Origin of the sequence: Mycobacterium sp. 1164966.3 (assembly GCF_001665395.1) — a bacterium.
Lineage (GTDB): Bacteria > Actinomycetota > Actinomycetes > Mycobacteriales > Mycobacteriaceae > Mycobacterium.
This window is the reverse complement of the sequence record NZ_LZSG01000010.1, coordinates 28379-49578: the sequence shown is the minus strand read 5'-3', so window position 1 is coordinate 49578 and position 21200 is coordinate 28379. Positions and strand designations below refer to the sequence as shown.

The window sequence follows — 21200 nt, the reverse complement described above, 5'->3', positions numbered from 1 at the left end:
GAAGGGCTCGGTCCTACCAATTGGTGAAGATGACGCTGTTCACCAGCAGGGCCCCAACGACGTTGAGCGCTAACCAAACCCGGTGCGTCCTTACCGGCAGCAATGCAGACGCCGCAGTCAGCCAGATGGTGAAGGGCAGCCAGATTCGTTCGGTCTCGGCCTTGCTGAGCATGCTCATGTCGGCGAACACGATGGCGGCCAGCATCGCCAGCAACAACAGGTGAAAACCCGATCGCCGACGGATGGCGGCGTTGTCGAAAACGCGGCTCGATCCGGCGACGCTGCCCAGCCCGATCGCGCATACGACGCACGCCAGGTTGGCCCACCACCAGTACTGGAACGGCCGATCTTTCGCGATGCCCTGCCAATAGCGTTGCTGCACAAGGGTATAGCCGTCGAACCAGTCGAATCCGGCGACGGCGAAGGTGACTGCAACCGCTATCGCAGCCAGCGTTGCCGGACCGAGCGCCCGCAGCGACGCGCGCCAATCCGCGGCCGACACCAGCACCGCCAACGCCGCCAGACTGATCAGCATCAAGCCGTAACTGACAAACACGCCCCAGCCCAGCAGCAGGCCGGCCCCAGCGGCTGCCAACGCGGGGAACCGGACCCTGCCGTGTACCGCCAATGCCAACAGCGCGATGCCCCACGCCGCGACTCCGGCGAAGTACCCGTCGGCCGATACCGCGACCCAGATCGCCGTCGGTGCCACCACGACGAACGGCGCGGCGCGCCGCGCGGTCCGCTCGCCGGTCAGCGCCCGGACGGCCACCACCACTGCCGCCGCCGCGCTCGAGCCGATCAGCAGACACAGCAGCCCGGCCCATGCGCCGCCGCGCAGTCCGATGCGGTCCAGCCAGACGAACGTCAATAGTGCGCCCGGGGGATGGCCCGAGACGTGAGTGGCCCAGGAATCCGGCTGGAAGTCAAGGATCCGGCTGGCGAACGTGCGCACGGTGGCGGGGATGTCGGTGATGCCGGGCACCTGCGACAGGTATTCGTCGCGGGTGGTCAGCCGGCCGGCGAAGCCGTGCTGCCAGCCGTCGATCATCGCCAGCGCGAACGCCCACACGCCGGCGGTGACCCAGCTGCACAGGGTCAGCATCCGCCACGAAAGGCGTTGTGCCACAGAAGTTCCCCACAGCACGACGGCCAGGCCGAGGAGGATCGCCGGAACGGTTCCCCAGCCGGCATGGACGTCCCAATAGCCGAAGATCGGCGTTGCGCCGGCCCGTGTGCCGAACCGGTCCACGCCGGTGTCGCGGCGCGGGTCGATGCCCAGGTGCATCCGCGGCAGGATCACCGCGGCTGCCACCAACAAGGCTCCGGCCGCTACCGCAATTACTTCTCGGCGCGCCACCTTCACGGTCGAACAGCCTATTGATCGCGGGCGAACCGGTGCGTCAACGCGGCGCGGTCCACCTTGCCGATGCCGCGGCGGGGCAGCGCGTCGACGACGTGCAGTTCGCGCGGCGCGGCGGTGGCGTCCAGTGTGTGGGTCACATGCTCGCGCAGCGCGTCCAAGGTGGGCGCTGGGCACCCGTCGCGCACCACGACCGCGGCGACCACCCGCTGGCCCAGCCGGTCGTCCGCGACGCCGAAAACCGCACACTCGCGGACGGCGGGATGGGTACACAGCACGGCCTCGACGGGTTCAGGCAGCACGGTCAGCCCGCCGGTGCTGATCGCGTCGTCGGCACGTCCCAGCACGGTCAGCACGCCCGAATCATCCAGGGCGCCAAGGTCGTCGGTGCGGAACCAGCCCGGCTCGGCGAACGGGTCGGGATCGACCGGGTTGCGATAACCCTTGGCCAAAGTGGCCCCGCCGAGAACGATGCGGCCGTCGTTCGCCACTCGGGCTCGTACCCCGGCCAGGGGAACGCCGTTGTAAACGCAGCCGCCGGCGGTTTCGCTCATTCCGTAGGTCTGCACCACGGCGATGCCGGCGGCCGTGGCGGCATCGAGGACGGGCCGCGGCAACGGTCCGCCGCCGATCAGCACGGCATTCAATTCGGCCAGCGCAGCCGTCGCAGCCGGGTCGGTGAGCGCCTTGGCCAACTGGTTGGCGACCAGCGACGTGTATCGCCTGTGGGAACCCAATCGCCTTACCGCAGTGGGTAATTCGGCGATGTCGAAGCCGCCCGACACGTCCAGCTCGACGGGCGCGGTACCGGCGAGCACGCTGCGCACCAGTACCTGCACGCCGGCGATGTGATACGGCGGCACCGCCAGTAGCCAGCGGCCCGGGCCGCCGAGGCGGTCGTGGGTGGCCGACGCGCTGGCGGCCAGCGCATCGGCGCTCAGCATCGCGCCCTTGGGGATACCGGTGGTTCCCGACGTCGTAACGACCAGGGCCACGTCGTCGTCGATAGCTTCTCCGACTCGCATGGCGGCATGGAGTTCCTGCTGCGGCGGCACCGGGATCAGCGCGGAGTCACGGCCGTCGAGCGCCCGTTGCATGGCCGGCAGCAACGTCTGGACGGCACCGCCCGGCGGGACGCTGAGCGCACGCAGGACGGCTATGCGCGCTCTCCATTGCCGGGTGTGTCGCGGGCGTCGTCGAGCGGCCAGCCCTTGGCGGCCAACCGTGTTCGGACTCGCTCGATGTCCTGCGGTGACGGCAGCTCGTCGGTGAATTGGGTGATCACCACGCCGATGTCGATCTGATCGAATTCACCGCGCTGCATCAGCTCGTTGGCGACTAGCTTGACCTCGTCGTTGCTCAATCTGCGCGCCAGCAAGGCGAGTACCGCGAAGGAGTCGGTCGGGGGAATGCCCTCGGGATATCCCGCGCGCAGCCACGAGACGATCGAGGTGAGAAATCGGTTCACGCTCTTACTCCGCGCGTTGGCTCAGCACTCCGGGGGACGACGATTCGATGCTACTTGGGTTTTGCGCCGAGAAACGGATAGCCGAGGTGATGTGCGATGAAATCGCGGGCGATGTAGAGCACGCCGAGCACTACTACCGCAACCACCAACGCGTAGATCAGCCAGGCGAGGACGATCAGCACCGGGTTCCGTTTCGGTGTGGCACCGCCGATACCGATCGCGCCGGCGCCGAGGGCCTGCAGGCGCACGCCGAAGGCAAACAGCGCGGGCAGCGCGGCGCCGGCCAGCATGCTGAAGACCAGGATTTTGAGCGTGGCTTGGTAGTTGAACCAGGCGCTCATGATGCGGTCCGCGCGGGCAGAGCGTCGTCATCTGAGCCGTGGGGCGGCGCGGGCGCGCCCGACTTAGGGCCCATATCGAGTGGGGGCGGCTCGGCCGATGCGTCGAGCCCGGCGGTGAGGCTGCCTTCCCATTCGGCGTTGACGTTGTTGTGGTCGACCTTGACTCGGCGCGACCGCAGGTAGATGGTGCCGGAGATCGCCACCAGCAGCGAGAAGCCGATGATCGCGCCCGGGTATCCGCCGATGAGGTGGACGATCAAATAGGTGATCGCCCCGACCAGCCCGGCCAGCGGAAGGGTGACCAGCCACGCCGTCGCCATCCGGCCGGCCACTCCCCAGCGCACCTCGCCGCCCGGCTTGCCCAGCCCGCTGCCCAGCACCGAACCGGTGCAGACCTGCGTCGTCGACAGCGCGTAGCCGAAGTGCGCAGACAGCAAAATCACTGCGGCCGAAGACGATTCGGCGGCCATACCCTGCGGCGACTGAATCTCGACCAGCCCCTTGCCCAGGGTGCGGATGATCCGCCAGCCACCCAGGTACGTGCCCGTGGCCATGGCTACCGCGCAACTCACGATGACCCACAGCGGAGGCGTGGTTGCGGACTTGCTGACCGCCCCATACGACATGAGCGCCAGGAAGATGATGCCCATCGTCTTCTGCGCGTCGTTGGTGCCGTGAGCCAGCGAGACCAGCGACGCCGAGCCGATCTGGCCGCGGCGGAACCCGCTCGAGGTGCGCTTTTCCGGGACACCGCGGGTGATCCGGTACACCAGCCACGTCGCTGCCGCGCCGACGATGACCGCCAGCACCGCGGACACGACGGCCGGGATGATCGCCTTGGACACCACGCCCTTCCAGATCACCCCGTGCCCGCCGACGGCGGCGATGGTGGCGCCGACGATCCCGCCGATCAGTGCGTGCGACGAGCTGGACGGGATACCGAGCAGCCAGGTCAACAGATTCCAGACGATGCCGCCGACCAGGCCGGCAAACACCAACTCCAGCGTCACCAGGTTCGCGTCGATCAGGCCCTTGGCAATGGTCGCCGCGACGGCCGTGGACAAGAACGCACCCAGCAGGTTGAGCACCGCGGACAGGGCGACCGCTGCCTTGGGCGCCAGCGCGCCGCTGGCGATCGAGGTCGCCATGGCATTGCCGGTGTCGTGGAAGCCGTTGGTGAAGTCGAACGCCAATGCAGTGATCACGACGATGATCAAGAGGAACAGTTCGATGTTCACAGCGCCTGATTCTGGTGGTCGGGGGATTCGATTGTCGAATGGGCGGAGAGGCGAATCGCGGGTATATCGCGAGTCGTCGCCAGATATTAGTTCGTCGTTAACCGTCCGTTCCCCGGGGCTGCGCACGGGTGTCGCGGCGCAATGGATGATCGCCTGGTACCTGGACGAAAATCAGGGTGATGCCGTCCGGGTCGGTGACATGCATCTCGTGCAGACCCCACGGTTCCCGGCGCGCCTCGCGGGCGATCGCCACACCGCGGCTTTCCAGCTCGGCCTGCGTCGCGCGGACGTCGCGCACCTGCAGCCACAGGGCACCGGGAAAAGGGCCTCGGGAGTGGTCCGGGTCGCCGTATCCGGCCAGCTCCAGCAAAGACTGGCCCGCGAAAAACACTGTGCCGGCCCCGTATTCACGTGCGATCGCCAGGCCGATCTGGTCGCGGTAGAAGCTCAGTGACCGTTGATAGTCCGCCGGCCGGAGCAGCATCCGGCTGGCCAGGATATCCATGAGGTCGTGTCTACCACGTCGGACGTCGTGCCAAGGTCGGGGAGCTACTTCAAGTGGCTGGCGCGCCGCTCCATCAGCGCGTTGACCCAACGCGGGCCGACGGTGTTGAGCGCGTCGAGGGCGACGGCCATCCGCGGCGCGATCCGCACCGGCCGGGTGCGGGCGGCGTTGACCATCCATTCGGCCGCTTCCGCCGGGGTCAGCGCGGGCATTCCGTCATAGGCCTTCGTCGGTTTGATCATCGGGGTGGCCACCAGTGGGTAGTACAGCGTCGTCGAGTGCACCCCTTTTCGGCCCCACTCGGTTTCCACGACCCGGCTGATGGACGTCAGGGCAGCTTTCGACGCGTTGTACACCCCGAACATCGGCGACGCCTCCGACATCACGCCCCAAGTCGAGACGTTGATGATGTGGCCGTCGCCGCGCTCGAGCATTCCGGGCGCGAAGCCGCGGATCAGCCGCAGCGGGCCGTAATAGTTGAGCACCGTGATCCGCTCGACGTCGTGCCAGCGTTCCAGCGATTCGGCCAGCGGTCGTCGTATCGACCGGGCGGCGTTGTTGACCAGGATGTCGATGCCGCCGATGCGCTTTTCGACGTCGGCCACCAGCGCGTCGATGGCGTCCATGTCCGAAAGGTCGCACGGAATCGACATTGCCCGGGCGCCCGCGGCGGTGATGCGGTCGGCCACGGCGTCCAGGAGGTCCTGGCGGCGGGCCACAGCGACCACGGTGGCGCCGTGTTTGGCGAACAGCTCGGCACCCGCCTCGCCGATGCCCGACGAGGCGCCGGTGATCAGGACACGTTTGCCCTCGAGGCTGACCGGCTTGATCGCGGGGCGGTTACTCAGCAGCTGCGGGGCAGCCGGCGGGCGCATGCTGGCCAGCGCGATCTGTTCGGACAACCGGCGAAGTGGACTTTTGCTCACTGGGGGAGTCTAATTTCGCCGAGATCGACGCCAGCATGCCCTCCTCTCGCACTCCTGCGCGCTGCCGTCATTTCAGCGGCGTGAGCTAAAAGTAGCGCGGGAATGAGCTCCAGTCCGGTGGGCGCTTCTGCAGGAACGCGTCGCGGCCCTCCACGGCCTCGTCGGTCATGTAGGCCAACCGGGTGGCCTCCCCGGCGAACAGCTGCTGACCCACCAGCCCGTCGTCGAGCAGATTGAACGCGTACTTCAGCATGCGTTGCGCCTGAGGCGATTTCGCGTTGATCTCGCTCGCCCACTGCACACCGGCGCGCTCCAGCTCGGCATGGTCGACGACCTCGTTGACCGCGCCCATCTGGTGCATCTGCTCGGCGGTATACGGGCGGCCCAGGAAGAAGATCTCGCGGGCGAACTTCTGTCCCACCTGCCGGGCCAGGTAGGCGCTGCCGTAGCCGCCGTCGAAGCTGCCGACGTCGGCGTCGGTCTGCTTGAAGCGGGCGTGCTCGCGGCTGGCCAGGGTGAGGTCGCACACCACGTGCAGGCTGTGCCCGCCGCCGGCCGCCCATCCGTTGACCAGGCAGATGACCACCTTGGGCATGAACCGGATCAGTCGTTGTACCTCGAGGATGTGCAACCGGCCGGCGCGCGCTGCGTCAACCGTGTCCGCGGTGTCTCCGCTGGCGTATTGATACCCCGAGCGCCCGCGAATGCGCTGATCGCCGCCGGCACAGAACGCCCAGCCGTCGTCCTTGGGGGAGGGCCCGTTGCCGGTCAGCAGCACCACTCCCACGTCGGCAGACATCCGGGCGTGATCGAGCGCGCGATACAGCTCGTCGACGGTATGCGGGCGAAACGCGTTGCGAACTTCGGGCCGGTCGAAGGCCACCCGTACGGTGGCGTCCGCGACGTGGCGGTGGTACGTGATGTCGGTCAGGTCGTCGAATCCCTCGACCGGCCGCCACTGGTTCGCGTCGAACGGGTTGTCACTCAAGGCTGTTGAACTCCGTCCTGGGCGATCGGGTCGAAACGGAATACCGCGCAGCGGCCGGCCAGCTTCTCGAACTCGTCGGGGTGTCCTTCTTCGACGAGTCCGGACCGCTTCATGAAACCGACCCCGCTCGGCACCTCCGTCGGAAAAGCCCGCAGCAGCGGCCTGGCCTCGTCGGGAGACAGCTCCACCATCCGGACGCGCTCTTTGTTTCGGCCACGCGTCAGCGTGACTTCGCCTGCGGCGCGGACGTTTTGCACCCAATCCGCGCCCGGGAAGCCGCCCACGACATAGCGCTTTCCGTCGACCGTCATCGGCGTGACGGGTGTGGACCGCGGGGTGCCGGACTTACGGCCCGGAACCGTCAACACCACGGGACTTTCCCCGCCGAAGCTCAGGCCCAGCCGCGACATCTGAATGAAGACCTTGTTCGCTGGTTTCAGCCACCACGGCGGCTTGATCCGGTCGGCGTTGCCCATGCCGCGACGTTACCTCCGCGCCGATGGGAATGAATCGGCAGGCGCCGCGGTAGAAGACCGTATGAAACTCAACGAAGCCGCGCGCGAGCTCATCGGAAACGGCGCCGACGCCACACTGGTCACCCTCAATCCGGATGGCAGTCCTCAGGTGACGCTGGTCTGGGTGGCGTTGCGAACCACACCCGAGGGTGACGAGCTGGTGACGGCGCACCTCGGCGAGCACAAGAAGGTTCGCAATATCCGCCGAGATCCCCGAGTCGCATTGACGATCGTTTCGACCGGAGACGCCGGCAAGGCCATGCGCCCCTATCTCGCGGTCGAGGGGACCGCGCGGGTGGTCGAGGGCGGGGCCCCGGAGTTGCTGCGGTCCCTGGCGCAGACGCTGTCCGACCCGGCCGTGTTCCCGCCCGACAGCGCACCGCCCGGATTCGTGACGCACATCCGGATCGACAAGATCGGCGGCATCGGTCCCTGGCAGTAAGGCCGAGCATTGCCGGCGCCGCCCGGAAGTGCCCGCGGCGCGCTCGTTCGGGTTTGAGTGTGAAGCCACGGCTTTCGCTGTGAATCCACGGTTTTGAATGTGAGGCCAGGGCGCAAACTTTCGCCGATCCCCGCCGCTTGTTCACTCTGAAAGCCGCCAGTTCACACTGAACGCCGTCGCTTCACACTCGACGCTGCAAACTCACCCGACGGCGCGCTCGGCGCCTTCCCAGAACTGCGCCCGCACAGCCTTCTTGTCCGGCTTACCCAGCCCGGTCAGCGGCAGCGACTCGACGATCACCACCCGCTTGGGTGCCTGCACCGAGCCCTTGCGGTCCTTGACCGCGGCCTGGATCTCGGCGGTCATCGTCTCGACCGCGGCATCGTCGCGGGCCGCGTCGGCACGCAGCACCACGACCGCGGTGACGGCCTCGCCCCACTTGTCGTCCGGCGCGCCGACCACGCACACCTGCGCCACCGCGGGATGCTCGGCCACCACGTCTTCGACCTCGCGCGGGAACACGTTGAAGCCGCCGGTGACGATCATGTCCTTGACCCGGTCGACGATGTAGTAGAAGCCGTCCTCGTCCTCGCGGGCCATATCGCCAGTGTGCAGCCAGCCGTCTCTGAAAGTTCGCGAAGTCTCGTCTGGCAGATTCCAGTAGCCGCCCGCCAAAAGCGGTCCGCTGACACAGATTTCGCCCGGCTCCCCCTGGGGTACCGGCTTGCCGTCCTCGCCCAGCAGGGCGACGCGCGCGAACAGCGTCGGACGCCCGCAAGAGGTCAGCCGCTTCTCGTCGTGGTCGCCCTTCGCCAGGTAGGTGATGGCCATCGGCGCTTCGGATTGCCCGTAGTTCTGGGCGAAGATCTTGCCGAACCGGCTGATCGCCTCGGCCAGCCGCACCGGGTTGATCGCCGATGCGCCGTAATACACCGTCTCCAGTGACGACAGGTCCCGGGTGCGCGAATCCGGGTGGTCCATCAGCGCATACAACATCGACGGCACCACGAAGGTAGCCGTAATGCGCTTCTCCTCAATGGTTTTCAGTACCTCGGCCGGATCGAACTTGGGCAGCACGTACATTTCTCCGCCCTTGATCAGCGTCGGCACGAAATAAGCCGCACCGGCGTGTGACAGCGGAGTGATCATCAAGAACCGAGGCTGCTCCGGCCACTCCCATTCGGAGAGCTGAATCATCGTCATGGTGGAGATAGATTGCGCGGTGCCCATCACGCCCTTGGGCTTTCCGGTGGTGCCGCCGGTGTAGGTCAGGCCGATCACCTGATCCGGCGGCAGGTCGGCGGCCACCAGCGGCTGCGGTTCGTACTTGGCGGCTTCGGCGGACAGATCCACTGCCACCCCACGCAGGGCTTCGGGCACCGGCCCGATCGTCAGGATCTGCTTGAGCGAGTCCACCTTCTCCAGCAGCCCCAACGCGCGCTCGACGAACATCGGGTTGGGGTCGATGATCAGCGAGCTGATGCCGGCGTCGTTGAGAACATAGGCGTGATCGTCCAGCGAGCCCAACGGGTGCAACGCCGTGCGCCGATATCCCCGGGCTTGTCCGGCGCCGATGATCATCAACACTTCGGGACGGTTGAGCGACAGCAGTCCCACCGCGACGCCGGTTCCCGCACCCAGCGCCTCGAACGCCTGGATGTACTGGCTGATCCGCTCGGCCAGCTGACCACCGGTCAGCGTGGTGTCGCCCAGGAACAGCACCGGCTTGTCCTTGTGGCGCTTCAGCGCGCCCACCAGCAGGTGGCCGTTGTGCGTCGGGTTGCGCAGCAGCGAGTCCGTCATGTGGCAAGACTAGAACGTGTTGCAATTCGGGCCGCATCGTGCCCTCTGTCAGTACCATCCCTGCCTATGGCCGTGGCAGATGTCGTCATCACCGGAACCATATTGACCGTCGACCAGACCCGCCCCACCGCCGAGGCGCTCGCCATCTCCGACGGCCGCATCATCGCCGTAGGCGATCGGTCGGAAGTCGACGGGCTCATCGGCGACGGCACCGAGACCATCGACATCGGCGACGGCTGTGTGATGCCGGGATTCGTTGAGGCACACGGGCATCCGCTGATGGAGGCCATCGCGCTGTCCGACCGGCTGGTCGACATCCGGCCGGTCACCCTGCGCAGCGCCGACGACGTCGTCGCGGCGGTACATCGCGAGGTTGCGCGCCGCGGATCCGACGGCGCTTACCTCAACGGCTGGGATCCGCTGCTGCAGGACGGGCTTCCGCAGCCAACGCTGGCCTGGCTCGACGAGGTCGCCCCGGACGGGCCGCTGGTGATCATGCACAACTCCGGCCACAAAGCCTTCTTCAACACACACGCTGCCCGCCGCGCAAATCTGACCCGCGACACCCCCGACCCCAAGGGAGCCAAGTTCGGCCGTGATGCACATGGTGAGCTGGACGGCACCGCCGAGGAGACCGGAGCGGTGTTCCCGCTGCTGGCGGGCGCGATACAGCCCAGCGACTACCCGGGGATGCTGCGCGCCGAGTGCGCCCGGCTCAACCGGGCCGGGCTGACCACCTGCTCGGAGATGGCGTTCGACCCGAACTTCAAGCCCCTGGTAGAGCAGGTGCGCAATGACCTGACCGTCCGGTTGCGCACCTACGAGATCTCCAACCCGCAGATGCGCACCGGCGCCACGCCGGGCCAAGGCGACGACATGCTGCGCCAGGTGGGGATCAAGATCTGGGTGGACGGGTCACCGTGGATCGGCAACATCGCGCTGTCGTTTCCCTACCTGGACACCGAAGCCACCCGCATCAGCGGCATACAGCCCGGTTCGTGCGGATGCGCCAACTACACCGCTGAACAACTGCACGAAATCGTCGGTGCCTACTTCCCGCTCGGCTGGCCGATGGCGTGCCATGTGCAGGGCGACGCCGGCGTCGACACCATCCTCGACGTCTACGAAGAGGCGCTGCGGAAGCATCCGCGCCACGATCACCGATTGCGGCTCGAACACGTCGGTGCCATCCGGGACGACCAGATCCAGCGGGCCGTCGACCTCGGCGTCACGTGCAGCATTTTCGTCGACCAGATTCACTACTGGGGCGACATCATCGTCGACGGATTGTTCGGACCCGAACGCGGATCCCGCTGGATGCCAGCGGGTTCCGCCGTTGCAGCGGGCATGCGCATCTCGCTGCACAACGACCCGCCGGTCACCCCCGAGGAGCCGCTGCGCAACATCAGCGTGGCCGCAACACGCACAGCGCCCAGCGGGCGGGTGCTGGCGCCCGAGGAGCGGCTGACCGTCGAGCAGGCCATCCGCGCGCAGACAATCGACGCCGCCTGGCAACTGTTCGCCGACGACATAATCGGCTCGCTCGAGGTCGGCAAGTACGCGGACCTGGTGGTGCTGTCGGCCGACCCGCGCGCGGTGTCGCCCGAGGAGATCGCCGATCTGGACGTGCGTGCGACGTTTCTGGCGGGGCGCCAGGTTTACCGGCGGTGATGCCGGACCTGCAGGACCTGCTGGACCGCCTGCATGTGGTGGCGTTGCCGATGCGGGTGCGGTTTCGCGGCATCACCACCCGCGAAGTCGCGCTGATCGACGGCCCGGCCGGCTGGGGGGAGTTCGGGGCGTTCGTCGAATACGGACCGGCCGAGGCCGCGCACTGGCTCGCGTCGGGCATCGAGACCGCGTATCACCGGCTGCCGCAGCCGCGACGCGACAAGATCCCGATCAACGCCACCGTGCCGGCCGTCGCCGCCGCCCAGGTGAGCGAGGTGCTGGCCCGGTTTCCCGGCGCCCGCACCGCCAAGGTGAAAGTCGCCGAACCGGGACAACGGCTGGCCGACGACGTCGAGCGGGTCAACGCCGTGCGGGAACTGGTCCCCACCGTGCGGGTGGACGCCAACGGCGGTTGGAGCGTCGACCAAGCCGCCGAGGGCGCCGCCGCCCTGACCGCCGACGGGCCACTGGAGTACATCGAGCAGCCCTGTGCCAGCGTGCCGGAGCTCGCCGAGCTGCGCAGCCGGCCAGACATGCCAGACGTGCCGATCGCGGCCGACGAGAGCATCCGCAAGGCCGACGACCCGCTGGCCGTGGTCCGCGCCGGCGCCGCCGATATCGCGGTGCTGAAAGTCGCTCCGCTGGGCGGTGTTTCGGCTCTGCTCGACATCGCTACGCAGATCGACATCCCGGTGGTGGTGTCCAGCGCGCTGGATTCGGCCGTCGGCATCGCCGGCGGGCTGGCCGCCGCGGCGGCCCTGCCTGACCTGCGCCACGCCTGCGGCTTGGGCACCGGCGGGCTGTTCTTGGAGGACGTCGCAGCACCGGCGGTGCCCGTCGACGGCTATCTGCCGGTGGGCCCGGTCGTGCCCGACCCGGCGCGCCTGCACGCGCTGGCCGCTCCCGAGGAGCGACGGCAGTGGTGGATTGACCGGGTAAAGGTTTGCTATCCGTTGCTTGTACCGTCGTTCGGGTGATCAACCTGGCTTATGACGACAAGGGGACCGGCGAGCCGGTTGTCTTCATCGCCGGCCACGGCGGCTTCGGACGCACCTGGCAACCACATCAGGTCCCGGCATTCCTGGCGGCGGGATACCGCTGCATCACCTTCGACAACCGCGGCGTCGGCGCCACCGAGAACGCCGAAGGTTTCACCACGCAAACCATGGTCGCCGACACGGCGGCGCTGATCGAATCGCTGGGCGCCGCGCCCGCGCGCATCGTCGCGGTGTCGATGGGCTCCTACATCGCCCAGGAGCTCATGGTGGAGCGGCCAGAGCTGGTGAGTTCGGCCGTGTTGATGGCCACCCGGGGCCGTCTGGACCGCACCCGCCAGTTCTTCCACGAGGCCGAAGCCGAGCTCTACGACTCCGGAACGCTGCTGCCGCCGGCGGCCGACGCGAAATATCGCCTGCTGGAAAACTTTTCGCCCAAGACGCTCAATGACGACAATGTCGTCGCCGACTGGATCGGCATGTTCACCATGTGGCCGATAAAACCCACACCGGGATCGCGTTGCCAACTCGAGGTCGCCCCGACGACGAATCGGTTACCCGCCTACGGCAACATCAGCGCGCCGGTGCTGGTGATCGGCTTCGCCGACGACGTCGTGACCCCGGCGCATCTGGGCCGCGAGGTCGCCGACGCCATACCCAACGGTCGCTACCTGCACATTCCTGACACCGGTCACCTGGGGTTCTTCGAAAAGCCGGACACCGTCAACGCCGCCGCCCTGCGGTTCTTCGCGAACGCGACGGCCTGAGCCCGTCGGTCGATCAGACCGGGTCGAAGCGGTTGATCAGCCAGGTTCCGTGCACCTTGGCCAGGCCCACCCGCACCGCATTCGGCACCTCTGTCGGCGACGGCTGGTCCGCGGTGGTCGTCGTTCGCTTCACGAAGACCAGGACCACCGCCGCGTCGCGCGTCAACGATTGCACCCCGGCGCGCTGAACGGTCGCGGCGCTTTTGACGCGCTTCTGCTGCGCCGTCGGCTTGACGGTCTGGCTGGTGAACTTCTGGTAGTACTCCCGGAATTCGCCGGTGAGCAGCTCACTGGCCGAGGCGAAGTCCTGGTCCAGCGTGTCCGGCGAATAGGTCATCAATTTCACGGTTCCGGCGCTGGCGGCCCGGGTGGCATCTTGACGGGCGGCAAGCTGGTCGGCGACCGGTGGCAGTCGGTGGGCTTTGATCACCAGTTGCCAGCCGCCCACCGATACCGCGGCCAGCGTGCCGACCGTCAGTGCGGAGACCAGCAGCCACCACGCCGCGCGCCGCATGGTCATGGCACGAACTCCACTTTGGACACCTTGTAGGCCTCGCCGACTTTTTCGACTCGCACCGACAATCGCCATTTCCGTGGCTCTTGGGTGGGCCCGTTGGGGGTGGTGGATTTCACTGTCGCGGCAACCAGGACCTGGGCTGTCGAGCCGTTGATCGAGTCCAGTCCCGCGCTGTTGACGGTTCCCTCACTGGAGGAATTCGCGGCCGAGAGTACGGATTTGAAGGCGGAACTCTGTTTTGCGTAGTCGTCATGGAATTCGCCCGTCGAGCCGTCGAGGAGGCGTTGGATGTCCCTGTCGACGGATTGCGGGTTCAAACTGGTCAGCCAGATCGTGAACTGCTTCGCGTAGTCGACGTAGGGCTGCCAGCGGGGCGCTGCCGTCGACGTCGGAACCGGACGCAGAACTTGGGTCACCGCAAAGCCGACGGCACCGCTGAGCAAGACCACCAGGATCAACGGCACCACCACCGCCGGCCACTTGCGGGCCTCCGGGCGCGTCGGCTGGTAGGGGATCGGCTGCCACGGCGGAGCCGCCTGGGGTTCGAGGGGCGTGGGTGCCCAGGCCTGCGTGGGATGCTCGTGAACCGCCGGGCCGGTGAGTGCCGCGCCGAGCGCCTGCGCGAAGTCACTGCAGCGTGGATAGCGCTCGGCGGGATCCTTCGCCATCGCCTTCGCCAACACCGGGTCCAGCCGCGCCAACTCCGGACGGTGTTGCGACAGCAGCGGTGGCGGCGCATTGAGATGCTTGCTGATGATCACCGCCGCGTTGGAATGCTGAAACGGCGGCGCCCCGGTCAACAGGTGAAAAGCCGTGGCGGCCAACGCATATTGATCTGCTCGGCCGTCGATTGTCTCGCCCATCAGCTGCTCGGGCGCCGCGTAGGCGATCGAGCCGACCGTCATGTTGGTCGCGGTCAGGCCGCTGATGTCGTCGGCTTGCCGGGCGATACCGAAGTCGGCCAACAGGATTCGGCGCCGATCCGCCTCGGATTTGGTCAACAGGATGTTGGCAGGCTTGACGTCGCGGTGCACCAGGTTGCGCTGGTGTGCGTAGTCGAGGGCGTCCGCGACGGCGGTGACGATTTCGAGTACGTCGGGTTCCGGCAACCGGTTGGACTCGCGAAGGGCGCGCGCCGCGTCGATGCCATCGACGTAATCCATGGTGATCCACAGCTGCCCGTCGAACTCGCCGCGATCATGCAGGCCGACGATGTTGGGGTGCCACAGCGTGGCGGCCAGGTCGGCTTCCCGGTTGAAGCGCTGCCGGTAATCGGCGTCCTCGGTCAACGAGGCTGGCAAGATTTTCAGCGCATCCAACCGTGGCAGCCTGGGATGCTGGGCCAGGTAAACCTCTCCCATGCCGCCGGAACCGAGCAGACCTGCAATGGTGTAGCCGGCGAAGACGGCACCGTTCTCGAGCGGCATGCAGCGAATCCTACTGAGTGCCGTGCGTTATTTGCCGCATCGGTCGCTGAGGCTGGTGTGACGGATGCGGCACGGTTGCCGGGGCCAAGCAGGGTTTGTGACACCCTGTACTGGTGAACCCATCGACGACACAGGCCCGCGTCGTCGTTGACGAGCTGATCCGCGGCGGCGTACGTGACGTGGTGCTGTGTCCAGGCTCCCGGAACGCGCCGCTGGCATTCGCCCTGCAGGACGCCGACAGGTCCGGCCGGATCCGGTTGCATGTCCGCATCGACGAACGCACCGCGGGCTATTTGGCGATCGGGTTGGCGATTGCCGCCGGCGCGCCGGTCTGTGTGGCGATGACGTCGGGCACCGCCGTGGCCAATCTGGGTCCGGCGGTGGTGGAGGCCAACTACGCGCGGGTGCCGCTGATCGTGCTGTCGGCCAACCGGCCCTACGAATTGCTCGGTACCGGGGCCAACCAGACCATGGAGCAGCTGGGCTACTTCGGCACCCAGGTTCGCGCCACCATCAGCCTGGGTCTGGCGGAGGACGCTTCCGAGCGGCTGGATGCCCTCAACGCGACGTGGCGATCGGCCACCTGCCGAGTCCTGGTGGCCGCTACCGGTGCCCGGAGCGCCAACGCCGGCCCCGTGCACTTCGACATTCCGCTACGTGAACCTCTGGTGCCCGATCGCGAACCGCACGGTGCGGTGATCCCGCCGGGCCGGCCGGGCGGCAAGTCGTGGACGCATACCCCGCCGGTCAGCTTCGACCAGCCGCTGGACATCGACCTGACGGCCGACACCGTCGTCATCGCCGGACACGGCGCTGGCGTGCACCCCAACCTCGCCGAATTACCCACCGTCGCCGAGCCCACGGCGCCTGCCCCGCCGGGCGGCGGCAACCCGCTGCACCCGCTGGCGCTGACACTGCTGCGCCCCCGCCAGGTGATCATGTTGGGCCGCCCGACGCTGCACCGCCCGGTATCGGCGCTGCTCGCCGACCCCAAAGTGCCCGTGTACGCGCTGACCACCGGGCCGCGCTGGCCGGACGTCTCGGGCAACTCGCAGGCCACCGGCACGCGGGCGGTCATTACCGGTACACCTCATCCGGCGTGGCTGCGTCGCTGCGCCGAGATGAATCAGCACGCCATATCGGCAGTTCGGGGCCAACTCGCCGCGCACCCGCTGACCACCGGCCTGCATGTGGCTGCCGCGGTCGCCGACGCGCTTCGTCCCGGCGATCAGCTGGTGCTCGGGGCGTCCAACCCGGTACGCGATGCCGCGCTGGTCGGCCTCAAGACCGACGGCATCCTGGTGCGGTCCAACCGCGGCGTGGCGGGCATCGACGGCACCGTGTCCACCGCAATCGGGGCGGCCCTAGCACATGAGCGGACGGGCAGCCCTGCGCGCACCGTCGCGCTGATCGGCGACCTGACCTTTGTCCACGACAGCTCCGGGCTGCTGATAGGCCCCACCGAACCGACACCGGCGCACCTCACGATCGTGGTGTCCAACGACAACGGCGGCGGCATCTTCGAGCTGCTCGAGCAGGGCGACCCCCGGTTCTCCGACGTGTCGTCACGGGTCTTCGGCACCCCGCATGACGTCGACGTCGGTGCGTTGTGCCGTGCCTACCACGTGGACAGCCGGCAGATCGAGGTCGACGAGCTGGCAACGGCCCTGGACGAGCCCGCCGCGGGCATGCGGGTGCTGGAGGTCAAGGCGGACCGGTCCTCGCTGCGCGGACTGCACGCCGCCATCAAGGCTGCGCTATGAGGACCGCGTGATATCGCCGAAACGGCTGCTGCGCATGCTGATTCACGGCCGCGCTGACGAGCCGCCGAAAACCACGGCGCGGATCGCGCTGCGCTGGGCACGGATCGCGGTCCTGATCGTCACCGGTCTGGTCACCCTGCAGTCGGTGCTGCTGGTGGCCGGCGCCTGGCGCAACGACCTGGCGATCAGACACAACATGGGCGTGGCGCAAGCAGAGGTGCTCAGCGCCGGGCCGCGGCGCTCCACCATTGAGTTCGTCACGCCCGAGCGCGTGACCTACCGGCCTGAGCTCGGAGTGCTGTATCCATCCGAGTTGGCAACCGGCATGCGGATTTACGTCGAATACAACAAGAACGATCCGAACCTGGTCCGGGTGCAGCACCGCAACGCCGGGCTGGCGATCATCCCGGCCGGGTCCATCGCCGTGGTGGGCTGGCTGGCCGCGACGGCTGCGCTGGTGATGCTCGCCCTGGTGGACCGGCGGCTGGACCGTCGCGACGAGGCAACGAGTCCGCCCAGCAAATCAAGCTGAGAGATTTCGCGCGCCGTACGCCGGTCGGCAATCTTGGCGACAGCTGGCGCTGCGACTGTGGTGGCGTGCGCGTTGCAATCGTCGCCGAGTCGTTTCTCCCGAATGTGAACGGCGTCAGCAACTCGGTGCTGCGGATACTCGAGCACCTGCGCCGGACGGGGCATGAAGCGCTGGTAATCGCGCCTGACAATCCGCCCGGTGAACCGCGCGCCGAGCGCATTCACGACGGTGTCCGAGTCCATCGGGTACCGGCCCGGATGTTTCCGAAGGTGACCTCTCTGCCGCTCGGTGTGCCCACGCCGCGAATAGTCGGTGTGCTGCGCGGATTCAACCCCGACGTGGTGCATCTGGCGTCGCCCGCGCTGCTCGGTTATGGCGGGTTGCGCGCGGCTCGCCGACTGGGGGTGCCGACCGTGGCGGTGTACCAGACCGACGTACCGGGGTTCGTGGCCAGTTACGGCCTGCCGCTGAGTGCACAGACGGCCCGTGCCGCGTGGGCGTGGTTTCGCCACCTGCACGGCCTCGCCGACCGCACCCTGGCCCCGTCCAGCGCGACGATGAAATCGCTTCTTGCCCACGGTGTTCCGCGTGTACACCGGTGGGCGCGCGGGGTCGACGTGCTGCGATTCGCCCCGTCGGCGCGGGACGAGACGCTGCGGCGACGGTGGTCGCCGGAGGGTAAGCCGATCGTCGGCTTCGTGGGCCGGCTCGCACCGGAGAAACACGTCGAGCGGCTGGCCGTGCTGGCAGCGCGCGACGCGGTGCAGCTCGTCGTCGTCGGCGACGGCATCGACCGGGAGAAGCTGCAATCGACAATGCCCACAGCACTTTTCACGGGTGCGCTGTATGGAGGGGAGCTCGCCGCGGCGTATGCCAGCATGGACGTCTTCGTGCATACCGGTGAGCACGAGACGTTCTGTCAAGTCGTGCAGGAAGCGCTGGCGTCGGGGCTGCCGGTGATCGCCCCCGACGCCGGCGGCCCTCGTGACCTTGTCACCCCACGCCGCACCGGACTGTTGTTGCCGGTCAACGGATTCCAGGCACAGCTGCCCGCCGCGGTGGACCATCTGGTTTCCCATCGGCAGAGCTATTCAGCTGCCGCGCGACGCAGCGTGCTCGGTCGCAGCTGGCCGGTCATTTGTGACGAGCTGCTGGGCCACTACGAGGCGGTGATGTCGCCGTCCGCGCGGATACGGCTTTCCTGGCGGCGTTCCGCTTAGCCGGATCCCTGCGCCAATTCGGCCACCGGTTGCCACTGCTCCCAATTGCGCAATCTGGTCTCGTATTCCGCCTTGGCCAGCTGCAGCGGCAACGCACCGAAGAAGACTCGCAGCGGCGGTTCAGCGGCGTCCACGACATTCATCAGGGCGGCGGCCGACGCGGTCGGATCTCCTTGGAATGCGGCGCGCTTACTGCGCTCGGCATCGAAGATCGCGTGCACTTCCTCATACGCGGGCAGCCGGTCGGCGACGTTGGCCGAAGGGCCGGACCAGTCGGTGTCGAAACCGCCCGGTTCGACCAGCGTGACGTGCACCCCGAAAGGCGCGACCTCGGCGGCCAGCGACTGGGAGAAGCCCTCCAGCGCCCATTTTGACGCGTGGTAGATGCCGAGATTGGGGAATGCGACGACCCCGCCGATCGAGGACACCTGAATGATGTGCCCGCTGCGCTGCTCCCGTAGGTAGGGCAGCGCGGCCTGCGTGATCCACAGCGCGCCGAACACGTTGGTCTCCAACTGATCTCGCACTGCCCGCTCGGAGAGCTCTTCGATGAAGCCGAACTCGGCGTAACCGGCGTTGTTCACCACGACGTCCAGCCGTCCGAAATGCTCGTGTGCTTGCTTGACCGCCGCGAAATCCGCCGCCCGGTCGGTGACGTCCAACCGAATCGGCAGCAGCGCATCCCCGTGCTTCTCGGCCAAGTCATCCAACGTCGAAGTATCGCGTGCCGTCGCCGCGACCTTGTCGCCGCGCTCCAGCGCGGCAATCGCCCACTGCCGTCCGAACCCACGCGATGTACCGGTGATAAACCAAACCTTTTCGTTCACGCAGTGTTGCAACGCCGTCGTCGCCGGCGCATTCCCGCGATAGCCGCCGGCCACGGTAGCGTCTGCCTCGTGAGTCGCGCGGACCTGGACAAAGACCCTCGCGACGTCGCGTCGATGTTCGACGGCGTGGCCCGTCGATATGACCTCACCAACACCGTGCTCTCGCTGGGTCAGGACCGGTATTGGCGCAGAGCCACCCGGGACGCGCTGCGGATCGGGCCCGCCGACAAGGTGCTTGATCTCGCGGCCGGCACCGCGGTGTCCACAGTGGAGCTGAGAAAATCCGGGGCGTGGTGTGTCGCGACGGACTTCTCGGTCGGGATGCTCGCGGCCGGGGCGGCGCGAACGGTGCCGAAAGTGGCCGGCGACGCCACCAAGCTGCCGTTCGGCGATGGTGTGTTCGACGCCGTGACCATCAGCTTCGGGCTGCGCAATGTCGTCGACCACGAAAACGCGCTGCGCGAGATGGCCCGGGTCACCCGCCCGGGTGGTCGGCTGGTGGTGTGCGAGTTCTCCACCCCGACCAACCGCGCGTTCGCGACCGTCTACAAGGAGTATTTGATGCAGGCGCTGCCACGGGTGGCCCGTGCGGTGTCGAGCAACCCCGAGGCGTACGTGTACCTAGCGGAATCGATCCGAGCGTGGCCCGACCAGCCGACGCTGGCCCGCCAGATTTCGCGGGCCGGGTGGTCGGCGGTGCGCTGGCGCAACCTGACCGGTGGCATCGTGGCCTTGCACGCCGCCTATAAGCCCGACCGCTAAGCGGTCAAACTCCGCGTTCCCTACTGATGCCCGACCTGCTGCAGGCGGTCTACGTGCTCGGGGCAATAGTGGTCGATCGCCGCACCGAGGAACTGGAATGCCTGGCCCTGGGTGGTGCCGCGCGGCAGGTTGCGTTGGAGGAAAGTGGCCGACTTGTACGCGTCGGTGTCTACGCCTCGGTCCATCCGGTCGCAGCTGATCTTGGCCAGCCAGGCGTTGTAGTCCTGCGGGCCGTAGATGCCGTACTGATGGAGCTGGGCGTTGAACGGGGCGTCGTAGTCGTCAGCCAGTGCCGGCGCGGCTAGTGCGATCGCAGCGGCCGCCGTGGCACCGATGGTAGCCAGCCTTATGCCCTTCATTAGCGGGACTATACACCGGGAAAGTCAGCCCAAGTGGGCTGTTAGCAGCCAACCGCCGACAGAGCTGAAGCCGTTGGGCTCTTCGCGGATGTCGAACATCGGTGGCAGGCCGCCGGACTCGGGAGAGAATTTCGAGTACAGCCGCGCCGCCCGGACGTCGTCGATGACCCAGTACTTGGAGACCACGTCGCGCAGCTCGGCCTCGGTGACCGCGTTGATCGGGCCTTCGGGTACGGCCGCTTTGTCGAAGACGAGCACGATGTACGACGCGCCCGGCGCCGCGGCCCGGACGATCGACTGCTGGTAGCCGTCGCGCAGTTCCACCGGCATGGAATGGAACAGCGTGCTGTCCACGATGGTGTTGAACCGCCCGGCCGATCCCGGCGGGTATGCGCTGAAATCGCTGATGTCTGCAACCGCGAAGCTCGCGTTGGTCAAGCCGCGTCGCTGGGCTTCACGGCGGGCCAGCTCGATTGCGGTGAGCGACATGTCCAGGCCCAGCGTCTTGTGCCCGCGTTCGGCCAAAGCCAGCGAAATAGCGCCTTCGCCGCAGCCGGCGTCGAGGACGTCGCCGTGGAACTTGCCCTGCTCGATCAGGGCGGCCAGTTCGGGCTGCGGTTCACCCAGGCTCCAGGGCGGCCGCACACCCTCGCCCAGCCGTGCGGATTCGCCGCGATATGCCGTTTCGAATTCAAAATCAAGCTCAGTCATACCGTCCGGTATATCAATCTGCCTGATATATGTCAACCGCATTGATAAGCACGAGCAGAC

23 protein-coding genes are annotated in these 21200 nt (G+C 67.5%); 8 read left to right on the top strand and 15 right to left on the bottom strand.

Annotation, left to right across the window (positions count from 1 at the left end; translation table 11 throughout):
• Positions 1-13: 13 nt before the first annotated feature.
• The 9 genes from A9W99_RS04905 to A9W99_RS04865 form a co-directional block, all read right to left on the bottom strand.
• The gene (locus A9W99_RS04905; protein WP_067374296.1) at positions 14-1366 is read right to left on the bottom strand and encodes a hypothetical protein; all 1353 of its coding nucleotides are present in this window, start codon (positions 1364-1366) and stop codon (positions 14-16) included.
• A gap of 11 nt (positions 1367-1377) precedes the next feature.
• Positions 1378-2460, bottom strand: coding sequence for an o-succinylbenzoate--CoA ligase (menE, locus tag A9W99_RS04900; protein ID WP_067374293.1), 1083 nt, complete (start codon positions 2458-2460; stop codon positions 1378-1380).
• 59 nt (positions 2461-2519) lie between these two features.
• Positions 2520-2831 carry a DUF3349 domain-containing protein gene (locus tag A9W99_RS04895; protein WP_067374290.1) on the bottom strand — a complete coding sequence of 104 codons (312 nt, stop codon included), beginning with the start codon at positions 2829-2831 and terminating at the stop codon, positions 2520-2522.
• Between the two features lie 50 nt (positions 2832-2881).
• Entirely contained in the window at positions 2882-3172 is a 291-nt protein-coding gene (locus tag A9W99_RS04890; RefSeq protein ID WP_067374287.1) for a hypothetical protein, read from the bottom strand.
• Entirely contained in the window at positions 3169-4410 is a 1242-nt protein-coding gene (locus A9W99_RS04885; protein ID WP_067374285.1) for an inorganic phosphate transporter, read from the bottom strand. The genes A9W99_RS04890 and A9W99_RS04885 overlap by 4 nt, the downstream gene beginning before the upstream one ends.
• A 97-nt stretch (positions 4411-4507) precedes the next feature.
• A complete protein-coding gene (locus tag A9W99_RS04880; protein ID WP_067374283.1) occupies positions 4508-4915 on the bottom strand; it encodes a VOC family protein in 408 nt (135 codons plus the stop codon).
• 44 nt (positions 4916-4959) lie between these two features.
• Positions 4960-5841, bottom strand: coding sequence for an SDR family oxidoreductase (locus A9W99_RS04875; RefSeq protein ID WP_067374279.1), 882 nt, complete (start codon positions 5839-5841; stop codon positions 4960-4962).
• An 85-nt stretch (positions 5842-5926) separates the two neighbouring features.
• Entirely contained in the window at positions 5927-6829 is a 903-nt protein-coding gene (locus A9W99_RS04870) for a 1,4-dihydroxy-2-naphthoyl-CoA synthase (RefSeq protein ID WP_067374276.1), read from the bottom strand.
• Positions 6826-7305: a nitroreductase family deazaflavin-dependent oxidoreductase gene (locus A9W99_RS04865; protein ID WP_067374273.1), complete on the bottom strand. Its 480-nt coding sequence runs from the start codon at positions 7303-7305 to the stop codon at positions 6826-6828. The genes A9W99_RS04870 and A9W99_RS04865 overlap by 4 nt, the downstream gene beginning before the upstream one ends.
• Before the next feature lie 61 nt (positions 7306-7366).
• On the opposite strand from A9W99_RS04865, the gene A9W99_RS04860 reads away from it, so the two are divergent.
• Positions 7367-7786, top strand: coding sequence for a PPOX class F420-dependent oxidoreductase (locus A9W99_RS04860; RefSeq protein WP_067374268.1), 420 nt, complete (start codon positions 7367-7369; stop codon positions 7784-7786).
• 201 nt (positions 7787-7987) lie between these two features.
• Here the strand turns inward: A9W99_RS04860 and fadD8 are convergent, their stop codons facing one another.
• Complete coding sequence (gene fadD8 / locus A9W99_RS04855) at positions 7988-9589, bottom strand: fatty-acid--CoA ligase FadD8 (RefSeq protein WP_067374265.1); 1602 nt, start codon at positions 9587-9589, stop codon at positions 7988-7990.
• 66 nt (positions 9590-9655) lie between these two features.
• Here fadD8 and A9W99_RS04850 point away from each other — a divergent pair, with 66 nt between their 5' ends.
• Genes A9W99_RS04850 through A9W99_RS04840 form a run of 3 tightly spaced genes read left to right on the top strand, consistent with a single transcriptional unit; the run spans position 9656 to position 13022 of the window.
• A complete protein-coding gene (locus A9W99_RS04850) occupies positions 9656-11260 on the top strand; it encodes an amidohydrolase (RefSeq protein ID WP_067374262.1) in 1605 nt (534 codons plus the stop codon).
• Entirely contained in the window at positions 11260-12237 is a 978-nt protein-coding gene (locus A9W99_RS04845; protein WP_156622941.1) for an o-succinylbenzoate synthase, read from the top strand. Before A9W99_RS04850 ends, A9W99_RS04845 begins: the two co-directional genes overlap by 1 nt.
• On the top strand, positions 12234-13022 hold the full coding sequence (locus tag A9W99_RS04840; protein WP_067374255.1) for an alpha/beta fold hydrolase: 789 nt from the start codon (positions 12234-12236) through the stop codon (positions 13020-13022). Before A9W99_RS04845 ends, A9W99_RS04840 begins: the two co-directional genes overlap by 4 nt.
• Positions 13023-13035: 13 nt before the next feature.
• On the opposite strand, the gene A9W99_RS04835 is transcribed toward A9W99_RS04840, so the two are convergent.
• On the bottom strand, positions 13036-13542 hold the full coding sequence (locus A9W99_RS04835; protein WP_067374250.1) for a hypothetical protein: 507 nt from the start codon (positions 13540-13542) through the stop codon (positions 13036-13038).
• Positions 13539-14966 (bottom strand): serine/threonine-protein kinase, encoded by a 1428-nt coding sequence (locus tag A9W99_RS04830; protein WP_067374248.1) that lies wholly within the window; start codon positions 14964-14966, stop codon positions 13539-13541. Before A9W99_RS04830 ends, A9W99_RS04835 begins: the two co-directional genes overlap by 4 nt.
• Positions 14967-15079: 113 nt before the next feature.
• Between A9W99_RS04830 and menD the strand changes: the two genes are divergently transcribed.
• From menD to A9W99_RS04815, 3 genes are all read left to right on the top strand, one after another.
• Positions 15080-16729 carry a 2-succinyl-5-enolpyruvyl-6-hydroxy-3-cyclohexene-1-carboxylic-acid synthase gene (menD, locus tag A9W99_RS04825; protein ID WP_067374245.1) on the top strand — a complete coding sequence of 550 codons (1650 nt, stop codon included), beginning with the start codon at positions 15080-15082 and terminating at the stop codon, positions 16727-16729.
• Between the two features lie 7 nt (positions 16730-16736).
• Positions 16737-17261: a DUF3592 domain-containing protein gene (locus tag A9W99_RS04820; protein WP_067374242.1), complete on the top strand. Its 525-nt coding sequence runs from the start codon at positions 16737-16739 to the stop codon at positions 17259-17261.
• A 65-nt stretch (positions 17262-17326) separates the two neighbouring features.
• Positions 17327-18481, top strand: coding sequence for a glycosyltransferase family 1 protein (locus A9W99_RS04815; RefSeq protein ID WP_067374238.1), 1155 nt, complete (start codon positions 17327-17329; stop codon positions 18479-18481).
• Here A9W99_RS04815 and A9W99_RS04810 read toward each other — a convergent pair.
• Positions 18478-19308: an SDR family oxidoreductase gene (locus A9W99_RS04810; protein WP_067374365.1), complete on the bottom strand. Its 831-nt coding sequence runs from the start codon at positions 19306-19308 to the stop codon at positions 18478-18480. The two genes, A9W99_RS04815 and A9W99_RS04810, sit on opposite strands and share 4 nt — an antisense overlap.
• Before the next feature lie 69 nt (positions 19309-19377).
• On the opposite strand from A9W99_RS04810, the gene A9W99_RS04805 reads away from it, so the two are divergent.
• On the top strand, positions 19378-20070 hold the full coding sequence (locus tag A9W99_RS04805; protein ID WP_067374235.1) for a demethylmenaquinone methyltransferase: 693 nt from the start codon (positions 19378-19380) through the stop codon (positions 20068-20070).
• 20 nt (positions 20071-20090) lie between these two features.
• On the opposite strand, the gene A9W99_RS04800 is transcribed toward A9W99_RS04805, so the two are convergent.
• Complete coding sequence (locus tag A9W99_RS04800) at positions 20091-20429, bottom strand: DUF732 domain-containing protein (RefSeq protein WP_067374232.1); 339 nt, start codon at positions 20427-20429, stop codon at positions 20091-20093.
• 24 nt (positions 20430-20453) lie between these two features.
• On the bottom strand, positions 20454-21140 hold the full coding sequence (locus A9W99_RS04795; protein ID WP_067374229.1) for a class I SAM-dependent methyltransferase: 687 nt from the start codon (positions 21138-21140) through the stop codon (positions 20454-20456).
• Positions 21141-21200 lie beyond the last annotated feature (60 nt).